The 14,485-nt window shown below is 63.1% G+C and carries 17 protein-coding genes; 11 read left to right on the top strand and 6 right to left on the bottom strand.

What is annotated here, in order from left to right; translation table 11 throughout:
• Window positions 1–26 precede the first annotated feature (26 nt).
• The 4 genes from ACL9RI_RS23860 to ACL9RI_RS23845 are packed head-to-tail and all read left to right on the top strand — an operon-like array spanning window position 27 to window position 3,261.
• Window positions 27–899: a branched-chain amino acid ABC transporter permease gene (locus tag ACL9RI_RS23860; protein ID WP_422728965.1), complete on the top strand. Its 873-nt coding sequence runs from the start codon at window positions 27–29 to the stop codon at window positions 897–899.
• Window positions 896–1,861: a branched-chain amino acid ABC transporter permease gene (locus tag ACL9RI_RS23855; protein ID WP_422728964.1), complete on the top strand. Its 966-nt coding sequence runs from the start codon at window positions 896–898 to the stop codon at window positions 1,859–1,861. The genes ACL9RI_RS23860 and ACL9RI_RS23855 overlap by 4 nt, the downstream gene beginning before the upstream one ends.
• The gene (locus tag ACL9RI_RS23850) at window positions 1,854–2,567 is read left to right on the top strand and encodes an ABC transporter ATP-binding protein (RefSeq protein WP_422728963.1); all 714 of its coding nucleotides are present in this window, start codon (window positions 1,854–1,856) and stop codon (window positions 2,565–2,567) included. The genes ACL9RI_RS23855 and ACL9RI_RS23850 overlap by 8 nt, the downstream gene beginning before the upstream one ends.
• Window positions 2,560–3,261, top strand: coding sequence for an ABC transporter ATP-binding protein (locus ACL9RI_RS23845; RefSeq protein WP_422728962.1), 702 nt, complete (start codon window positions 2,560–2,562; stop codon window positions 3,259–3,261). The genes ACL9RI_RS23850 and ACL9RI_RS23845 overlap by 8 nt, the downstream gene beginning before the upstream one ends.
• A gap of 93 nt (window positions 3,262–3,354) precedes the next feature.
• Here the strand turns inward: ACL9RI_RS23845 and ACL9RI_RS23840 are convergent, their stop codons facing one another.
• Window positions 3,355–3,747, bottom strand: coding sequence for a VOC family protein (locus ACL9RI_RS23840; protein ID WP_422728961.1), 393 nt, complete (start codon window positions 3,745–3,747; stop codon window positions 3,355–3,357).
• Window positions 3,748–3,829: 82 nt separating this feature from the next.
• On the opposite strand from ACL9RI_RS23840, the gene ACL9RI_RS23835 reads away from it, so the two are divergent.
• From ACL9RI_RS23835 to ACL9RI_RS23810, 6 genes are all read left to right on the top strand, one after another.
• Window positions 3,830–4,369 carry a GNAT family N-acetyltransferase gene (locus ACL9RI_RS23835; protein ID WP_422728960.1) on the top strand — a complete coding sequence of 180 codons (540 nt, stop codon included), beginning with the start codon at window positions 3,830–3,832 and terminating at the stop codon, window positions 4,367–4,369.
• Window positions 4,370–4,560: 191 nt separating this feature from the next.
• A complete protein-coding gene (locus tag ACL9RI_RS23830; protein WP_422728959.1) occupies window positions 4,561–4,773 on the top strand; it encodes a hypothetical protein in 213 nt (70 codons plus the stop codon).
• Window positions 4,770–5,036 (top strand): hypothetical protein, encoded by a 267-nt coding sequence (locus ACL9RI_RS23825; protein WP_422728958.1) that lies wholly within the window; start codon window positions 4,770–4,772, stop codon window positions 5,034–5,036. Before ACL9RI_RS23830 ends, ACL9RI_RS23825 begins: the two co-directional genes overlap by 4 nt.
• Before the next feature lie 179 nt (window positions 5,037–5,215).
• The gene (gene lepB / locus ACL9RI_RS23820) at window positions 5,216–5,902 is read left to right on the top strand and encodes a signal peptidase I (protein ID WP_422728957.1); all 687 of its coding nucleotides are present in this window, start codon (window positions 5,216–5,218) and stop codon (window positions 5,900–5,902) included.
• A 56-nt stretch (window positions 5,903–5,958) separates the two neighbouring features.
• Window positions 5,959–6,825 carry an NAD-dependent protein deacetylase gene (locus ACL9RI_RS23815; RefSeq protein WP_422728956.1) on the top strand — a complete coding sequence of 289 codons (867 nt, stop codon included), beginning with the start codon at window positions 5,959–5,961 and terminating at the stop codon, window positions 6,823–6,825.
• Entirely contained in the window at window positions 6,822–7,361 is a 540-nt protein-coding gene (locus tag ACL9RI_RS23810; RefSeq protein WP_422728955.1) for a hypothetical protein, read from the top strand. The genes ACL9RI_RS23815 and ACL9RI_RS23810 overlap by 4 nt, the downstream gene beginning before the upstream one ends.
• Before the next feature lie 6 nt (window positions 7,362–7,367).
• Here the strand turns inward: ACL9RI_RS23810 and ACL9RI_RS23805 are convergent, their stop codons facing one another.
• Entirely contained in the window at window positions 7,368–8,426 is a 1,059-nt protein-coding gene (locus ACL9RI_RS23805; protein ID WP_422728954.1) for an aldo/keto reductase, read from the bottom strand.
• Between the two features lie 155 nt (window positions 8,427–8,581).
• Here ACL9RI_RS23805 and fghA point away from each other — a divergent pair, with 155 nt between their 5' ends.
• Window positions 8,582–9,442, top strand: a complete 861-nt coding sequence (fghA, locus tag ACL9RI_RS23800) for an S-formylglutathione hydrolase (protein ID WP_422728953.1) — start codon at window positions 8,582–8,584, stop codon at window positions 9,440–9,442.
• Between the two features lie 11 nt (window positions 9,443–9,453).
• On the opposite strand, the gene ACL9RI_RS23795 is transcribed toward fghA, so the two are convergent.
• The 4 genes from ACL9RI_RS23795 to ACL9RI_RS23780 form a co-directional block, all read right to left on the bottom strand.
• Window positions 9,454–10,125 (bottom strand): alpha/beta hydrolase, encoded by a 672-nt coding sequence (locus tag ACL9RI_RS23795; RefSeq protein ID WP_422728952.1) that lies wholly within the window; start codon window positions 10,123–10,125, stop codon window positions 9,454–9,456.
• Between the two features lie 140 nt (window positions 10,126–10,265).
• On the bottom strand, window positions 10,266–12,542 hold the full coding sequence (locus ACL9RI_RS23790; protein WP_422728951.1) for a molybdopterin cofactor-binding domain-containing protein: 2,277 nt from the start codon (window positions 12,540–12,542) through the stop codon (window positions 10,266–10,268).
• A complete protein-coding gene (locus tag ACL9RI_RS23785; protein ID WP_422728950.1) occupies window positions 12,535–13,008 on the bottom strand; it encodes a (2Fe-2S)-binding protein in 474 nt (157 codons plus the stop codon). Before ACL9RI_RS23785 ends, ACL9RI_RS23790 begins: the two co-directional genes overlap by 8 nt.
• 15 nt (window positions 13,009–13,023) lie before the next feature.
• Complete coding sequence (locus ACL9RI_RS23780) at window positions 13,024–14,307, bottom strand: c-type cytochrome (protein ID WP_422728949.1); 1,284 nt, start codon at window positions 14,305–14,307, stop codon at window positions 13,024–13,026.
• Between the last annotated feature and the right edge of the window lie 178 nt (window positions 14,308–14,485).

The raw sequence follows: 14,485 nt of genomic DNA, 5'->3' as shown, positions 1-14,485 counted from the left end.
GCCGGGCTGCCTGACGGGATAACGACATGACAGAATTAATCCTGCAAGCCCTGTATTCGGGCCTGCTGCAGGGCGGTTCCTACGCCCTGATCGCGCTTGGCCTGGCGCTGGTGTTCGGCACCATGAAAGTGATCAACCTGGCGCACGGCGAACTGGTGCTGCTGGCCGCCTACATCGCCTACAGCGTGGAGTCCGGCCTGGGCCTGGGGCCGATGTTCGCCATTCCCATCGCGCTGGTGATCGTCAGCCTGGCATCGGTCGGCGTGTACGCCATCGTCAGCCGCATCAAGCAAGACCGCGAAATCAATTCGCTGATCCTCACCTACGGCATCGGCGTCATCCTTACCAACGCCATCCTGCTGATATGGAAGGCCGACATCCGCTCGACGTCGTCGAGCTGGCTGCAGGAAGGCATCGAGATCGGCCCCTTCTTCAGCATGCGCAGCGAAGTCATTTTCTTCGGCGTCAGCCTGGTGCTGATGGCGGCCCTGTGGCGCTGGCTGTCGACCAGCTGGTATGGCCGCGCCGTGCGGGCCGTCTCCAGCAACCGCGACGCGGCCAAGCTGATGGGCATCGATCCGGGCCGCACGGAACTGGTGTCGTTCCTGGTGGCCGGCATCCTGGCCGCGTTTGCGGGCGTGGCCCTGTTCAGCTATGGCGTGATCCAGCCAGCCTATGGCGGCGCGCTGACGGTCAAGGCTTTCATCATCACCGTATTGGCCGGCATCGGCTCGATACCGGGCGTGCTGCTGGCCGCCGTGCTGCTGGGCGTGGCCGAGGCGCTGACCGTCACGCTGGCCAGTTCGGCGCTACAGGAATTGTCGGGCATGGTGCTGTTCCTGCTGGTCCTGTTCATCATGCCGAACGGCTTGTTCGGCGCACAGCGGAGGCGCGGATGAAGCGTTCAACGATCCTTTCCATTATCCTGCTGCTGGCCGCCTACCTCGCCGTGCCGCTGGCCCTGGGCGGCAACCAGTACGTGATGAGCATGGTGGTGGCGGCCCTGATCATCGGCGGCGTGGCGCTGTCGTGGGCCCTGCTGGGCAACCTGGGCGGCATGGTCAGCTTCGGCCATGCGGCGTTCTTTGGCGTGGGCGCTTACGTGTCAGCCTTGCTAAGCGTGAAACTGGGCCTGCCCGTGTTTGCCGCGATGCTGCTGGGCGGCGTGGGCGCCGCGGTGGCCGCCATCATCATGCTGCCCGTGCTGCGCCTGCGCGGACCGTATTTTGCGCTGGCCATTTTGGCTTACGCCCATATCTTCCGCATCCTGGCCACCGAATGGAGCGCCGTCACGGGCGGCGCCGGTGGCGTGAACAATATCCCTGCCCTGCCCACCGTCTTCGGCTTCGACCTGGCCAGCAAGACGGGCGCCTACCTGGTGGTGCTGACATTGGTCGTGGCGTGCGCGTTTGCCTACAGCCGCATACGCTCCAGCCATTACGGCATCGCCCTGCGCGCCATGCACGACAGCGAAGACGCGACCCGCGTGGTGGGCGTCAACAGTACCTTATTAAAGGGCATGATGCTGCTGGTGTCGGCTTTCATGGCGGGCCTGTTCGGCGCCTTCAACGCCCACTACATCAACTTCCTGGAGCCCGATTACGCCTTCAGCAGCCTGTGGGTGACCTTGCCCATCGTGGCGGCCATCTTTGGCGGCTACCGCACCATTCTCGGCCCGGTGCTGGGCGCGGTGGTGGTGTACCTGGTCGATCAATTGATCTTCAAGTCGCTGATTCCCACCGGCCACCAGCTGGTGCTGGGAGTATTGCTGGTGGCGATGATCGTGTTCAGTCCGAACGGCTTGCTGCCGCTGCTGCGCAAACTGTTGAAGCGCACAGGGAAGGAGAAAACACATGCTTGAACTCGATAATGTCTCGGTGCGCTTCGGCGGCCTGACGGCGGTGGACCGCGTCACCCTGAACGTGGGCAGCCACGACGTGATCGGCCTGGTGGGCGCCAATGGCGCCGGCAAGACCACCCTGTTCAACGCGATTTCCGGCCTGGTGCGCCCCACCGGCGGCGCCATCCGCTTCGAGGGGCGCAACATCATGGCCACGCCCATGTACCAGCGCGCGCGCCTGGGGCTAGGCCGCACCTTCCAGATCCCGCAGCCGATGCATGAATTGACGGTGCGCGAAAACCTGGTCGTGGCGCAGCGTTTCGGCACGGGCAAGGTCGACATGCGCAAGATCGATGAAATACTGGACTTCACCAGCCTGGCCGGCAAGGCCGGACGCGATGCGGCCAGCGAACTGGCGCTGACAGAGTTAAAAGCGCTGGAAGTGGCGAAGGCGCTGGCCACGAATCCAAAACTGCTGCTGCTCGATGAAGTGCTGGCCGGCCTGGAAACGAATGGCAAGCGCCGCTTCATGGGCATGCTGAAAGACTTGCATGCGCAGTTCGGCGTGGGCATCGTGATGATCGAGCATGACATCGACACCATCAGCAATCTGTGCCAGCGCGTGGCGGTGCTCAATTTTGGCCAGTTGATCGCCGATGGCGCGCCGGACACCGTCTTCCGCGATCCGGCCGTCATCCAGAGCTATACGGGAGCAGCCCATGCTTAAAATAGAGAATCTGCGCGCCGGCTACGGCGCCATCAACGTGCTGTGGGATCTCTCGCTGAACATCGAAAAGGGCAAGCTCACTACCATCATCGGCCCGAATGGCGCCGGCAAGACGACCCTGCTGCGCGCCATCATGGGCTTGCTGCCAGCTGGCGCGGGGCGGATCGTCCTCGATGGCCAGGTTCTCAATGGCACGCCCACCTGGAAGATGGGCGACACGGGCGTGACCATGATCCCCGAGGGGCGCATGGTTTTCCGCGACATGAGCGTGGAAGAAAACCTGATCATGGGCGCTTTCCCGAAGGAGCACCGCAGGCACATGCCGCGCCGCCTGGAAGAAGCCTGGGCCATGTTCCCCCGCCTGCACGAGCGGCGGCGCCAGCTGGCCGGCTCGCTGTCGGGCGGCGAAGCGCAGATGCTGGCCATGGCGCGCGGCTTGATGTCCGATCCATCGCTGTTGATCATCGACGAGCCGTCGCTGGGCCTGGCGCCGCTGGTGGTCAACGAGCTGTTCGAGATCCTCGCACGGCTGAAGGATGGCGCGCGCACCATCATCCTGGTCGAACAGAATACGGCGCGCGCCGTGGGCGTGGCCGACCATGTCTACCTGATGCAAAGTGGTAAGGTGGCGCTCTCGCAGCCAGCGTCCGAGGTGGACCTGGAACATCTGCATGCGCTGTATTTTGCCAGGTAATCCATGTACAACACCTTAGCCCGCCATGTCGCCAGCCAGGCTTATCACTTTTTTTGAACTGGACTGAAGCACAGCCCAGGGCTTAAGACTGCACTATTCTTCGCGGTGGCAGCAGACGCACAGCTTGTTGCCATCACTATCGCGGAAATAGGCGCCATAATAATTGGCGTGGTAATGCGGCCGCAGTCCTGGCGGGCCTTCACAGACCGCGCCCTGCGCCAGCACGGCGGCGTAGCAGCGGTCCACTTGCGCGCGGCTGCCGGCCAGGAAGGCAACCATCTGTCCATTGCCGGGCGCTGCCGGCAGACCGTCGTAGGGGGCGCTCAATACGAACAACGGTTGCGGCGCGTCCTTCGCCATCCAGCCCGCGATCGGCTTGGCCGGATGGTGGAATTTCTCGGTCAACTCCAGTTCGTGCATCAGCGCCGTATAAAGAAGGTAAGCGCGTGGAAAATCGTTGGTGCCGATAAAAATATGAGACAGCATATGCTTCCTTCATGAGGGGTGTCGGTGCGCGGAAAAATGCGCCGCCTGATTATAATGGCGCAACTCATTTTAACGCGCCCCCATGCCAGACTTCAGCCACATCCAGCTGTACCCGCTCGCCAGCGCCGACATCCATGCATTGCTGGCTTTCGAGCTTGAGAACCGTGCTTATTTTGAAACCTGGGTCGCCGCCCGCACGCCCTCGTATTACAGCCTGGACGCCATCGCCGCCATCATCGAGCAGGCCCAGCGCGAACGCCAGCAAGATATCTCGCACCAATACCTGGCGAAACTGGACGGGCAGATCGTCGGGCGCGTCAACCTGACGGCCGTCACGCGCCCCTACTTCAACAAGGCCCAGCTGGGCTACCGCGTCGGCGAGAAATTTGGCGGGCGCGGCTTCGCCACGCGCATCGTGGCGCTGTTGCTGGAAGAAGCGTTTGGCAAGCTGGACCTGTGGCGGCTGGAAACGACGATACAACCACAAAACCTGGGTTCCATCGCCGTCATGCAGCGCAATGGATTCAATCAATATGGCCGGGCAGAAAAAGCCATGCTTTTCCAGCAAGAATGGTCGGACTTGCTGTACTTCGAACGACGCAATGAAAAACGCGATATCTGATTAAAACCGAGGGTTTTCCTGGCATAAACGCTCTTTTTCATTCAGGGCGCGCGACTTTATGCCAGCGCAAGGCAGCAGACGATTGGACTGATACCGTCAAGCTTAGTGCGTATTCAAATTTTTTGAATCTTTTACAGCTTGCAGAGTCCAATATTAAACTGCGCAACCGCCTGTTTGAACATGTGCTGCTGATGCTTGCACTGGCCATCGTGATTTTTGCCGCCGCCATCGTGCTAGCATGGATGACGCAATGGGTGGAAGCGCACGACTTACCTGTTTACCTGGCACAGGGCATGCATCTGATCGGCATGGTGCTGTTTTTTCTCGACGGCTGCTTCGTCATCGCTGCCAGCAGCATCCTTGCCGCCCGGCTGTACCGTATGTTGTCCAAGGAGGACTTATGAACGAAGATATACATGTACTTCGGCAACTTTTCACCCTCAGGCATCCACGGCGCTTCTGGTGGGGTTTGCTCGCCGTCGCCATCTTCTCGGCGATACTGCTGGGGCCTTGGCTAGCGGGTACGCCGTGGCTGGTCGCCCTTCCCTTGGTCGCGGGCGGCTTGCTGGTAGCACTGGGCGAGCTGTGGGAAGAACTGGGCGGTAGGCAATTATCCAGGCGAGTCAACAAGAAAGACGACACGCAATCACCGTGCCGGCGCCGCTAAAAAAACATGTTGACGCTGGCATGCAACACATGCCAGTGCTTCCGTATTCCGGTGCCGCTTTTACGTCGACTGTTTAAGACAGGCTTCAGTCTCACGCTGCATTGTTGCTATTGCGCGAATAAGCAGTCATACGACGCGCATTCCCAACGATCACGGGCACAGGCCCAGAGCGAGACACGATGAAACCATGGATGCGGGCCAACAAGGGCTTTTTAATGTTTTTACTGCTGTTCGGCGTATTCCGCACGGCCGTGGCGGACTGGAACCCCATCCCTTCCGGCTCCATGCGGCCGAACTTGCTGGAAGGCGACGTGGTGTTCGTCAACCGCCTCGCGTTCAACTTGAAAGTACCGCTGACCAATATCGTGCTGCAACGCCTCGGTGAACCGGAACGGGGCGACATCGTCACCTTCTTTTCGCCCAAGGATGGCACGCGGCTGATCAAGCGCGTCATTGCCCTGCCTGGCGATACCCTGGAAATGCGCGATGAACGCTTGACCATCAATGGCCAGCCCGCCCAGTACACCACGCTCGATAGCGTGCCGGAAACCGTCGACCACGTCGGTCAGTTGACGGCGCAGCACATCAGTGAAAGCAGTACTGGCAACAGCGGCAACGATGGCCATGCGCATCGCATCCAGGTCCTGGCGCAACTGCCGGCCCTGCGCAGCTTTGGCCCCGTCACCGTGCCGGCCGATCATTACCTGATGCTGGGCGATAACCGCGACAATAGCGCCGATTCGCGCTACTTCGGCTTCGTTCCACGCGAACTACTGATCGGCAAGGCCGAACGCATCCTCGTCTCGGCCAATATCCAGGACCATTGGCAACCACGCTTGCAACGCTTCGGCATGAAGCTGGAATAGCCTTCCGGGCAAGACCAGCAGACACCGGCGCCATGCTTCGGTTAGTATGGCGCATCATGCAAACTTCTTCCCTTTTCAGCCAACAGCCCGCTAGGGAGCAACAGGCGGCCGAACAGGTGGCACGATTCCTGTTGCGCCACCCGGACGTGCTGCTGCTGACGGGGGCCGGCATCAGCACGGCGTCCGGCATTCCCGATTACCGCGACGCCGATGGCGTGCGGCGCGGCAATGCTCCCGTGCAGGGGCCCGAGTTTCGCCGCCAGGAAGCCGTGCGCCGCCGCTACTGGGCGCGCAGCATGGTGGGTTGGCCACTATTGTCGCGGGCGCTGCCCAATGCGGGCCACCTGGCCCTGGCCCAGCTGGCGCAGCAAGGCCACGTCGGTAGCCTGATTACACAAAACGTGGATGGCTTGCACCAGCAGGCGGGCAGCGAAGGCGTGACCGAATTGCACGGCAGCATACATGGCGTGGTCTGCCTGGCTTGCCATGCCAGTTATACGCGCCGCTTGATCCAGGATATGCTGGAACAAGGCAACCCGCACATGGCGGGCGCGATCGCCACGCCGGCGCCCGATGGCGACGCCCTGCTGGAACCGTCGCAACTGGCCGCGTTCCAGGTTCCGCACTGCCCGCAATGCGGCGGCGTGCTGAAACCGGACGTGGTGTTTTTCGGCGATGGCGTGCCGCAGGCATGTGCGGCCGAAGCCCAGCGCAAGATGGAGCAAGCCAGCGCACTGCTGGTGATCGGCTCGTCCGTGATGGTGTATTCGAGCTTTCGCCTGTGCCGGCTGGCGGCCGAAACGGGCAAGCCCGTGGCCGCCATCAACCTGGGCAAGACACGCGCCGATCATTTGCTGGCCTTTAAAACTGAAGCGCCGGCGCAAGCCATCCTGCCTGCCGTCGCGGCCTTGCTGAACGCATGACAACGCTGCCGCGCAGGCAAGTCCCCGCCATCACGGCGATCATGCTGGTGCATGGATTGGTGCTGTGGCAATTGGCCAGCCAGCGCAGCGTGCCACCGCCATTCGCCCCGCAAGCTGTGACGACCTTGCGTTTTTACCCGACATCGGTGGCGGCAAAGACCCAGGCTACCCCAGCCGTGTTGAGCATCGAAACCAGACTTCAGCGTCCGGCACGGCCTGTGCCGCAAGCCATTTCGCCACCAGCAGCTATCGCCGATACCCCGCCAGATGCGGCACCAGCCCCTGCCGCCGGCGCACTCGATCTCGATGCACTGAAACGCCAGGCCAGGGATGCCGCGCGCGACAGCAAGCCTGTCAGCCTGGACGCGCCGCAACTGACGAGCAATGACAAGGCGGCTTTCGCCATCGCCCGCGCCGCCCGCCCCAAATGCGATAACGATTACAAGCCGCAGATCGGCAACGTCAGGTTCGAGGGCCTGGCGAAAATCCCGTTCCTGCTCAAGGGCGCCGCCGGCGACAGCGGCTGCAAGTGGTAAAAAGTGCTAGGCGACAGGCACGAATGGCGCCCGCAGCAAGGCCCCCTGCCCGCCCGTGATATTGCGCGCGCTATTGGCGGTCGCCTCGAATGGCGCACCGAGGGCGATGGCGCTGGCGGTGTCCAGCCGCTGCAGCTGTTCTGGCGTCAGGTTCAATTGCACAGCACCCAGGGTGGCGTCGAGCTGGACCCGCGTACGCGAACCGAGGATCGGCACCAGCGCCGTCGACGAGCGCGCCGCCCTGGCCAATAGCCAGGCGATGGCGATTTCACCGGGCGCAACGCCCAGTTCGGCAGCGATGGCCAGCACGGCATCGAGGATGGCCGTTTCACGCGCGCTTTTTTCGGTATGCACCAGCACCCCGCCCAGGCCCGTCAGGCGGCCCTCCTTGCTGTCGCGATATTTGCCGGTCAACAGTCCGCCACCCAGTGGCGACCACAGGGCCGCGCCCAGGCCCAGCGCCTCGGCCATCGGCAGCAGTTCCCGGTCGGCGCTGCGCTCGACCAGGCTGTATTCGGTCTGGAGGGCGATCAATGGAGCCCAGCCGCGCAACTCGGCCAGCAGCTCGGCGCGGGCGATGCGCCAGGCGGGAAAGTTCGACAGGCCCGCGTACAGGATTTTTCCGGAACGCACCAGGTCGTCAAACGCGCGCATGATTTCATCGATGGGCGTCACGCCATCGCTGAAATGCGCCCAGTACAGGTCGATGCGGTCCGTCTTCAAGCGTTTCAGGCTCGCTTCGACGGACTGGATCATGTTCTTGCGGCTATTGCCGGTGCGGGACAGGCCGCCATTGGGCGCGCCACCCAGCGTGTATTTACTGGCCAGCACAAAATGATCGCGCTCGGCGGCAATGAACTCGCCCACCAGCTGTTCCGACTGGCCCACCTGATAGGTGTCGGCCGTGTCGATGAAATTACCGCCCGCCGCCACATAGCCGTCAAACACGGCCTTGGCCTCTGCGCGCTCCGAGCCATAGCCCCAGCCCGTGCCGAAATTGCCCGTGCCCAAAGCCAGTTGCGAAACGCGCAGGCCCGTGCGGCGGCCGAATGTACTGTATTGCATGATTGATCTCCGGTGGTTAGATGATACACAATAGATGACAGTCATCATGTTTGTAGCATACAGGATTTTTACAATAAATGTCGATCATAATTTATGATGCCGGCATGCTGCGCGATGCCACTCTGGCTATACTGTGGGATTAACAAGGAGAATTCATGCTGGAACTGTTGAGTGAGCACGCCTGCTTTGGCGGCGTACAACGTTTTTACCGCCACGACGCGCAAGCGATCGGCTTGCCGATGCGTTTTTCCGTGTTTATTCCGGCTGGCGCACATGCTGCCGATGCCGCTCAGAAACACCCTGCCCTGTTTTACCTGGCCGGCCTGACCTGCACCGAAGAAACCTTCATGATCAAGGGCGGCGCCCAGCGCGTGGCGGCCGAAGAAGGCCTGATCCTGATCGCGCCCGACACCAGCCCCCGTGGCGCCAATATCGCCGGTGACAGCGATGCCTGGGATTTTGGCGTGGGCGCCGGCTTTTATGTCGATGCCACCGAAGCGCCATGGAGCAGCCACTACCGCATGTATAGCTATATCCTGGAATTGCGCAACTTGCTGGTGCAGGAACTGGGCATCGATCCGCAGCGCACCGGCATTTTTGGCCACTCGATGGGCGGCCATGGCGCGCTGGTACTGGCCTTGCGCAATCCGCAACTGTTCCGTTCCGTGTCGGCCTTCGCGCCGATCGCCGCGCCATCGCAGTGTCCATGGGGCAAGAAGGCATTCACGGGCTATCTGGGCGCCGACGAAAGCAGCTGGCAGCACTACGACGCCAGCGCGCTGGTGCGCAGCCAGCAAGGCAAGCCAGCGTTGTTTCCCCAGGGCATATTGATCGACCAGGGCCTGGCCGACAAATTCCTGCCCGAGCAGCTATTGCCCGAAGTATTCGAAGCAGCCTGCCACGATGCCGGCCAGCCCTTGCAACTGCGCCGCCATGCCGGCTACGACCATGGCTATTACTTTATCGCCAGTTTCATGAAAGAGCACCTGCGCTTCCATGCCCGCAATCTGCGCTGACCCTGGTCACACTACTGCACCGTACTGGCATGCCCATTGAAATGATGGGTGTACCAGTCGGTGGCCAGCAAGGCGGCCTGGTGGCGGGCGTCCAGGCCCCCCGGTGCGGCGATCTGTTCCAGTTGCTTGTCGCAGTGCAAGGTGGCAAACGCCATGCGGTTCAAGCCCAGCACATCGGGGTCGTGGCCGCCCACCATCAGCAGCGAGGGCACGCGCACATTTTCCAGCGTGGTCTTGCCTGCCATGCCCATCTGCCCATCGCAGACGGCCAGCGCGGCGACCTGGCTGCCGCTCCATGCCGCCAGCTGCATCACCACGGCGGCACTGACGCCGTCGCCGTACAAGCCGCACGGTAAATGTCGCGTGGAAACGTCCACCTGTAGCCAGCGCAAGGCTTTTTCCAGCTGGCGCGCCAGCAACACGATGTCGCTATGGACAAAGTAGGCATGGCCGTTGCTGCCGCCTGCTGGCGCCACATCGCCCTGGTCGAAGCGCAGGGTCGCGATGCCTGCGCGCAAGAAATCCTGCGAAGTGGCCTGGGTGCTGGCGTTCAGGTAATCGCCGCCGCTACCGGCGCTGGCGCCATGGGCAAACAGCACGATGCCGACCGCCCGTTCAGGTATGACGAGGACGCCATCGAGTTGCAGTTCATCCGCCGTGATGCTGACAAATTGTTCTTGCATGTCTGCCTCCACAATCGAGCTGGTTAGGCCGAACCGGGCACAGTATCAAACTACGCCATGCGATGCCAGGCGGCAGCCTTGAGTGTACCAGCCTGCGCCCGCTCGCGCATGGCATGCCGCCAACAGTGTGATCAAGCTGATCACACGGCGCCATGCCGGTCCAGCGCCTTCAAGACCGCTTCGGGCCGTATCGGCAAATGCCGCACGCGCGCCGCCACGGCGGCAAAGATCGCATTGCCGATGGCGGGCGCGACCACCGTGACGGGTGGCTCGCCCAGGCCCGTCGGCGGGTAGCAGCTGCTGACAAATTCGATGTCCAGTTCCGGCACGTCGGCCATGCGCAAGGGCAAGTAGGAATTCAGGTTGCCATCCTTCACTGCGCCGTTGACGAAGGCCGTGCCTTCATGCAGCGCCATGCTCAGGCCCAGCAAGGCGCCGCCTTCCGCCTGCGCCAGCGCGCCATCGGGATCGATAATCAAGCCCGCATCGATCACCAGGGTCAGCTTTTCGACTTGCACCATGCACGTCTTGCGGTCCACCCTGAGCCTGGCCACGCACGCCGTCCAGGTCGGCATATCGCGTTCCTGGCCAGCCGTGGCGGCGATGCCCAGGCCCGTGTCCGCAGGCATGGCCGCGCCCCAGCCGGCTTTTTCCGCCGCGCGCCGCAACACGTGGGCCAGGCGCTCGGCGCCACCGGCATTACGCCCCGTGCCCTGCAATAGCGACAAACGAAAATCGAGCGGATCAGCCTTGGCCGCCTGCGCCGCCTCGTCCATGAAGCTTTCCACCGCCCAGCTGGTCCAGCCCGGCCCTGTGGCACGCAGCCAGCCGGGCCGGAAACTGCTATTGGCCAGGTCGTTGGAAATGGTCCGCACGCGCTGCGCCCCCACCGTGTACCAGTGGTCGGCGCCGGCAATGGCGGATGGGTCATAGGGGTGGCCCTGCTGGTCCTTGACCAGCCAGGCGGGACACATTCCCTGCGCGGGCCAGCCGGCGCTGGCTTCATGCTGCATGGCAATCACCTTGCCCGCGCCATCGAAAGCCAGACGCAGATGCTGCAAGGATGGCGAACGGGGCGAGTCAACCTGGCTATCGTCGGCGCGCGTGCAGATCATCTTGACGGGGCGGCCCAGCGCCTGCGCCGCCAGTGCGGCCGGCACACAATAATCGCCATTCAGGCGGCGCCCCAGGTTACCACCCAGCAAATAAGCGTGCAAAACAATCCGGTTTTCCGGCACCTTCAATGCCTGCGCCAGCACGGGCAGGATCAGCGATGGCGCCTGGTTTCCCGCATGCACATGCCATACCCCCTCGATTTGCTGCACCAGCGCATTGACCGGTTCCAGCTCAAAATGCAGCACGGTGCTGGTGGTGTAATGGCGCTCCAGGGTCGACGCCGCGCTTTTGAATGCCTGCTCCACACCCTCGTCATCGACCACCCGCGCGCCCAGGCTGGCATCGTGGAGTTGCTTGGTGGCATAGGCGATAATGTCTTGCTCCGACACATGCGCCGCCGCGCCAGCGCGCCATTTCACCTGCACCAGCTCGGCCGCGCGGCTGGCCGCCGCATAGGAGTCGGCGTACACCATGACCCAGCCAGGCACCGTGTTGCTGGGATCATTCAGGGCGGCAGCGCCGATATAGCCCTTGATTTTACGGGCCGCCGTGTCGTCGATGGACACCACCCGGGCGCCGTGGCGCGTGGGCGGTATCTTCGGCCGTGCATACACCAAACCCTCGACCTGGGCATCGATGCCGTAGATGGCCGAGCCATCCGTTTTCGCGGGAATGTCGAGCGCCGGCACGCCCTGCCCGACCAGGCTGCGCTGCGCCGGCGTTTTCAAAGTGATGGCCTGCAGTTGCGCCGGCGTGTAGTGGCGGGCCAGCTTGCCACGGCGCACGATCTCGCCATACGACACGGCGCGCCCATGCCCATGCACCATGCCCCGTTTGGCCGTGCACGCGGCAACAGGGACACGCAGCAGCCTGGCGCCCTCCTCGATCAGCGCGATGCGGCCGGCCGCGCCGGCACGGCTGAGCGGCTCGAAATCTTGCCACACAGAACGGCTGCCCGCCGTCACCATCGGGCCCCACTGCGGATCGCTATCGACGTAATGCAGGCGCACCTGGTCCCAATCGGCTTCCAGCTCTTCGGCAACGATGCGCGCCAGCGCCGTGCCGATATGCTGGCCCACTTCCGCCCTGGCGATATTCACGGTGACGACGCCGTCGTGATCGAGATGGAACCAGATGCCGGGATCGAACGGCGGTGCAGCATCTTGCTTTGACATGGCCGGCGCCAGCCTGCTATCTGCCAGGGAACTGTCGGCACGCAAGAAGGCCAGCGTAAAACCAGCGCTGCTAGCCGCGATCAGGAAACCGCGCCGGCCCGGCGAAACAGGCTTGGCATCATGCATGGGGCGGCGCCTCCTGCATGCTGGCGGCGGCCAGCTTGATCGCCTTGCGGATGCGCACATACGCCATGCAACGGCACAGGTTGCCGCTCATCACGGCATCGATATTGGCATCGGTGGGCTGCGGATAGTCGCGCAGCAAGGTAGCCGCCTGCATGATCTGGCCCGACTGGCAATAACCGCACTGGGGCGCCTGCGTGGCAATCCACGCTTGCTGCAAGGGATGTTTGCCATCGGGCGACAAGCCTTCGATGGTAGTGATGGCGCACGCTTCGACGGACGAAATCGGCGTGATGCACGCGCGCACGGCGCGCCCATCCACGTGCACGGTGCAGGCGCCGCACAGGCCGATGCCGCAGCCAAACTTGGTGCCAGTCAATTTGACGATATCGCGCAATACCCACAGCAAGGGCGTTTGCGGATCGGTATCGATGCTATGGGACTGGCCATTGACGGTCATCTGATGCATGTTGGTGTTTCCCATTCAATGACTGCTGGCGCGCAGGCGCGCCACGGCCGCTTCCAGTTCCGGCCACGCGGGCTGGTGGCTGCGGCTGCGGCGCAGATAAGCGGCCAGCTGGGCGATGTCGGCGTCCGACAGCGCCTGTGCAAAACCGGGCATCAATCCTGCCTGATGTGATCCGTGCAAGATCACCTGGATCAGATTGGCGGGGTCGGGTGCGCTGACGGCGCTGTTCAGGCTCAGTTCGGGGCGCAGCGCCACGGGGCGGCCATCGCTGTTCGAGTGGCATGCGGCACAGGCCGCCACATACAGGCTGGCGCCACGGTCATTGTCGACCAGGCTGACTTTTTGCGAGTGTGCAATTCCCTCTTTCACGACGCTCTCCACGTCCACCTTGCTGCGGGCCGCACCGGACACGTCGGCAAAGTACACGGCCAATGCGCGGATATCGCTATCGGGGGCCCCTTGCAAACCCTGCACCACCTGGGCCATGGGCCCGGCCGCCACGCCGTGCAAGGCAGTGGCGCCCGTGCGCAAGAAGGCGTACAGCTCGTCCGCCGTCCACGGTAGCGGCGCCGTATTGGCGCTGGTCAAGGCGGGGGCATACCAGTGTGCTACAGGGCGCCCCAGGTAAGCGGAGCTGGCGATCTCGGCGCCCAGCGCATTGCGCGGCGTGTGGCAGCTGGCGCAATGGGCCAGCCCTTCGGCCAGGTAGCGGCCCCGGTTCCAGTCCAACCCCTGCGCAGGATTCGTCTGAAAAGGGGCAGGCTTGAAGTACAGCAACTTCCAGCCTGCCTGCAAGGCCCGCAAATTCAGCGGAAATGCCAGGCTATTGGCTTGTGGCGCTGCATACACGGGCGGGCGTGTCATGAAATAAGCATACAGGGCCGTCAAGTCGGCCTCGTTGACGAGCGAAAAGTGTGCGTACGGAAATACCGGATACAAGTGTTCGCCATCGCGGCGCACGCCTTCGCGCATGGCCCGCTGGAACGCCGCCAGCGACCAGCGGCCGATGCCGGTCTGCGTATCGGGCGTCAGATTGCCGGCGTAAATCGTGCCGAACGGCGTTGTGATGCCGCGCCCGCCCGCATAATCGGCGCCGCCCTTGGCCGTGTGGCAGGCGGCGCAATTGCCGATGCCGGCCAGGATCCGCCCCTGTTCGACCACCTGTCCTGAAAAAGCATCGGCTGACGGCGGGTTGACGGGCGCCAGGGCGGGACGCCAGTACCAGGCGGCCACGAGACCCGCCGCAACAAGCAACAAGGCCAGCATCAGCAGCAGGCCGGTGACAATCTTCTTTATCAAACGACAATTCCATTCAAAAACTGGCTGGCCGCGCGAGGCGATGCCCGCGATGCGGCCTGACGGTGGCATGCCGCCATCTTAACCGATTGCGACTTGTTGCATGTCCGCAAAGACAAGCCTGCCGATGGCCTCTCCACGGCAGGCTTCCACGGCTGGCGGGCCCGGCGCTTTATAATCG

The sequence above is a fragment of the Janthinobacterium sp. Mn2066 genome (assembly GCF_049319705.1).
Lineage (GTDB): Bacteria > Pseudomonadota > Gammaproteobacteria > Burkholderiales > Burkholderiaceae_D > Janthinobacterium.
Note: the sequence above shows the minus strand (reverse complement) of the source record. Positions and strands in the feature narration are given on the sequence as shown.

Coding starts and splice junctions, on each gene's coding strand:
- ACL9RI_RS23835 (WP_422728960.1), top strand. CDS start 3,830: ATGCCAGACTTCAGCCACATCCAGCTGTACCCGCTCGCCAGCGCCGAC.
- ACL9RI_RS23850 (WP_422728963.1), top strand. CDS start 1,854: ATGCTTGAACTCGATAATGTCTCGGTGCGCTTCGGCGGCCTGACGGCG.
- ACL9RI_RS23845 (WP_422728962.1), top strand. CDS start 2,560: ATGCTTAAAATAGAGAATCTGCGCGCCGGCTACGGCGCCATCAACGTG.
- ACL9RI_RS23825 (WP_422728958.1), top strand. CDS start 4,770: ATGAACGAAGATATACATGTACTTCGGCAACTTTTCACCCTCAGGCAT.
- ACL9RI_RS23810 (WP_422728955.1), top strand. CDS start 6,822: ATGACAACGCTGCCGCGCAGGCAAGTCCCCGCCATCACGGCGATCATG.
- ACL9RI_RS23840 (WP_422728961.1), bottom strand. CDS start 3,747: ATGCTGTCTCATATTTTTATCGGCACCAACGATTTTCCACGCGCTTAC.
- fghA (WP_422728953.1), top strand. CDS start 8,582: ATGCTGGAACTGTTGAGTGAGCACGCCTGCTTTGGCGGCGTACAACGT.
- ACL9RI_RS23805 (WP_422728954.1), bottom strand. CDS start 8,426: ATGCAATACAGTACATTCGGCCGCCGCACGGGCCTGCGCGTTTCGCAA.
- ACL9RI_RS23785 (WP_422728950.1), bottom strand. CDS start 13,008: ATGCATCAGATGACCGTCAATGGCCAGTCCCATAGCATCGATACCGAT.
- ACL9RI_RS23790 (WP_422728951.1), bottom strand. CDS start 12,542: ATGCATGATGCCAAGCCTGTTTCGCCGGGCCGGCGCGGTTTCCTGATC.
- ACL9RI_RS23830 (WP_422728959.1), top strand. CDS start 4,561: ATGCTTGCACTGGCCATCGTGATTTTTGCCGCCGCCATCGTGCTAGCA.
- ACL9RI_RS23795 (WP_422728952.1), bottom strand. CDS start 10,125: ATGCAAGAACAATTTGTCAGCATCACGGCGGATGAACTGCAACTCGAT.
- lepB (WP_422728957.1), top strand. CDS start 5,216: ATGAAACCATGGATGCGGGCCAACAAGGGCTTTTTAATGTTTTTACTG.
- ACL9RI_RS23855 (WP_422728964.1), top strand. CDS start 896: ATGAAGCGTTCAACGATCCTTTCCATTATCCTGCTGCTGGCCGCCTAC.
- ACL9RI_RS23860 (WP_422728965.1), top strand. CDS start 27: ATGACAGAATTAATCCTGCAAGCCCTGTATTCGGGCCTGCTGCAGGGC.
- ACL9RI_RS23815 (WP_422728956.1), top strand. CDS start 5,959: ATGCAAACTTCTTCCCTTTTCAGCCAACAGCCCGCTAGGGAGCAACAG.